Annotated in this window: 2 protein-coding genes and 1 pseudogene; 1 reads left to right on the top strand and 2 read right to left on the bottom strand. The window is 65.8% G+C overall.

Annotated features, from left to right (window positions below; all coding sequences use genetic code 11):
- A partial coding sequence (locus tag VF468_00870; GenBank protein ID HEX5876876.1) for a CorA family divalent cation transporter occupies window positions 1-631 on the top strand: 631 nt, incomplete at its 5' end.
- Between the two features lie 243 nt (window positions 632-874).
- On the opposite strand, the gene VF468_00865 is transcribed toward VF468_00870, so the two are convergent.
- The gene (locus VF468_00865; GenBank protein ID HEX5876875.1) at window positions 875-1075 is read right to left on the bottom strand and encodes a DUF1918 domain-containing protein; all 201 of its coding nucleotides are present in this window, start codon (window positions 1073-1075) and stop codon (window positions 875-877) included.
- A gap of 429 nt (window positions 1076-1504) precedes the next feature.
- Window positions 1505-2416, bottom strand: a pseudogene (locus tag VF468_00860) (IS481 family transposase).
- Window positions 2417-2808 lie beyond the last annotated feature (392 nt).

Here is a 2808-nt window from a genome sequence, read left to right as displayed (position 1 = left end):
GGCGGCGTTGCGGGAGACCCGCGCGGTCCTGGGGCGGATCGAGGCGGGCCGGCTGCATCCCAGGTCGGGGTTTGAGCTGTCCTATGGGATCGTCTCGGCCCTGGCCCAGGGCCAGGAGGGGTTCGTGGAGACGGTCACCCGCCAGGTGTGGCCGCTTGAGCAGCGGGTCACCTCCGGGCATCTGGGCGACCCCGAGCAGTTCCTGGAGGAGCTGTTCGCCACCCGCCATGCGCTGCTGGCGGTGTCCAACATGGCCACCCTGGGCCACCAGATCTACCAGCGGATGGCGGCCCTGGCCCGCTTCATCCCCCCCGACTGCCAGCCGCTGGTGGCCGACCTCGAGGACCAGTTCGCCCGGGTCGCCGGGGTGGCCGACGGCCAGATCCGCTACCTGGAGGGGGTGATCGAGTTCTACAAGGCCCGCACCGACACCAAGGTGACGATCGCCGCTGAACGCCTCGCCCTCATCGCGGTCCTCACCTTGCCGATCACCGCGCTGTCGTCGGTGTATGGGATGAACATCATCGTGAATGACCGCACCGACTTCCCCCACCTGGCGGTGGTGGTGGCGGCGATGATCGCCATCTCGGCCATCTTGTTGCGCTGGGCCAAGCGACAGGGATGGTTGTAGCTGCTCCCCGGCCGGCCTGGCACTGGCAGAGCACCAGATTCGATCTGGTGCTTTCAGCTTCCAGCTCGCTCTGCTCGGTCAACGACGCGGTCAACGTTTTACCTTGTTCTACCTGGGCCTACTTAACGGTGGACCCTTGCTAACCTGCGCGCCTTTCCAGGACGACGCTAGGTTTCCGGCCGCCTCCAGACTACGGATCTGGCGATTCGTCCTGTGGGTCCAATCAGGACTCGTGGGAGCTGCTCAGGAACCGTCGACCGCCTCGGCTTGCGGCTCGTGGCCCGTGACCTGCAGGCAGCCGGCGCTTGGCACGAACGTCGACGACGATCCGGAGTCCCAGCGCACCGTGATCAGCCGTCCGTCCACGTCTGTCACCACACCGCCGCGAGTGGCGGCTCCGACCTTCTCCGACTCCACCAGCACCCGGTCGCCGACCTCGACCATAGCGACCTCCTCTGCCGTTGACGGAACCAGGCCCATCAAGTGTCCTCAGGCCGCCAACCGACCTCAAGAGGTTCGTAGCTGGCGCCTGTCGGTAACGAAGCGGCCAGTGCATGTCATTACGCTTGTCATTCCACCAGCCAGCACTCGGCCCGATAGCAGCACACTGGCTGGACAACCCACCCGACGCGAGCTGCCAGAACCGTACTTGGCAGCACTCGGTGGACGGTCCGCGGCTGTCCTGCAAACAGCTGTGGCGTCGGTTAGGGATCGCTGCTGAGAGGATGGCGTTCAGATCCGCCGGCACGCGCCGACCAGATTGACTGCCAGAGTGGGCCGGTCGCCGTAGTGGTTGCCTGCCTGGTCCTCTGAGCCTAATGGGAGTTGTCAGCTGTGTGCATGAGAGGCTGATGTGCAACTGATGGTGGCTGCTTACATCCGGGCCTGGGTTCGCTGCTTGAGTCTCTCATAGGGTGTCTGGCCGCCGAGGCTGCCGTGGGGTCGGTGGTAGTTGTAGAAGTCCTCCCATTCGCGGAGCTTGTCGTTGAAGAGCTTGGTGTCGTCGATCACGACCCCGTCCAGGAGGCGGTAGAACTCCTCGGCGTCGATGCGATGGGAGCGCTCGACCTTGCCGTTGAGCCTCGGCGTCCTGGGCTTGATGTAGACATGGCCGATGCCTTTGTCCAGGACGTGCCAGTGGAAGCTGGCGCCGAACTCGACCCCGTTGTCGGTCTGGATGACCTCCACGCGGAAGGGGAGCCGCTCCAGGACGTAGTCCAGGAACTGGATGGCTGTCGTCTGGTTGAGCTTGTGGTAGATGCGCAGCACGCGCAGGCGGGTGCAGTCGTCGATGGCGGTGAACTGGTAGTGCTTGCGCCGTGAGCCAGCCTGGGAGCCGGCCAGCGGTTCGATGAACTTGACGTCGAGCTGGACGCGGTGGCCGGGCAGCGGCTTCTCATCGCGCTGCCAGCGCCGGTCGTGGCGCTTGTGGCGCTGGGAGGCGGGCAGCCGGTTGAGCTCGAGTCGCTTCAGGATGCGCCACACGCCCGAGGGGCTGATCTGGATGTCGTGGTAGTGCTGGAGGTACATGGCGATCTTGGCCGGGCCGAAGTGGTAGTGCTGGCGCAGGTAGATGATCTTGCCCACGACCTCGGTGCGGATGGCGTTGGGGCTGATGTGGGGGCGGTGAGAGCGGTCTCGGAGCCCGTCCAGGCCGTGGGCGTCATAGCGCCGACGCCAGGTGGAGAAGCACTGGCGGCTGATGCCGTCCTAGCGGCAGGTCAGCCTGACGTTGCCGGTGATCTCCTCAGCATGGCGCAAGATCGCCAGGCGTCGCTTGGCCATCCTGGCCAGCTGCTGCTCGGTCACGGGGTCTCCTCCCTAGTCGGAGACCCGGAGTGTCAACCATCACCGTCAGTTCCATAGGCAAGCACACTCAGCAGGTTGTTACGATCCGTCTGCCCACGCTGCTCACCCGATCTGCTTGGGCTGGTATTACGTTCCGTTGGCCACGCCGCCGCCGAGCGAGGCACCAGCGGTTTGTACGCGCCGCCCCAGGCCGTGCTCGGAGGGGTCCGGGCGGAGGCCCCTAATGGGGCTGCACGAGCCTTCGGTGGGAGGCTACGGCGAGCCACCAGCCGGTGAGCACTCGGAGGCTTGGGAGCCTGGAGCTCTTTGGGGGAGACCGTGCCCCGGCCGGTGTTGAGGAGGGCGGACGGCTGGTGGGATGTCGTGCC

Source organism: Actinomycetota bacterium (genome assembly GCA_036280995.1).
Taxonomy (GTDB): Bacteria; Actinomycetota; CALGFH01; order CALGFH01; family CALGFH01; genus CALGFH01.
This window is presented reverse-complemented; position numbering and strand designations above follow the sequence as displayed.

Coding starts and splice junctions, on each gene's coding strand:
- VF468_00865 (HEX5876875.1), bottom strand. CDS start 1,075: ATGGTCGAGGTCGGCGACCGGGTGCTGGTGGAGTCGGAGAAGGTCGGA.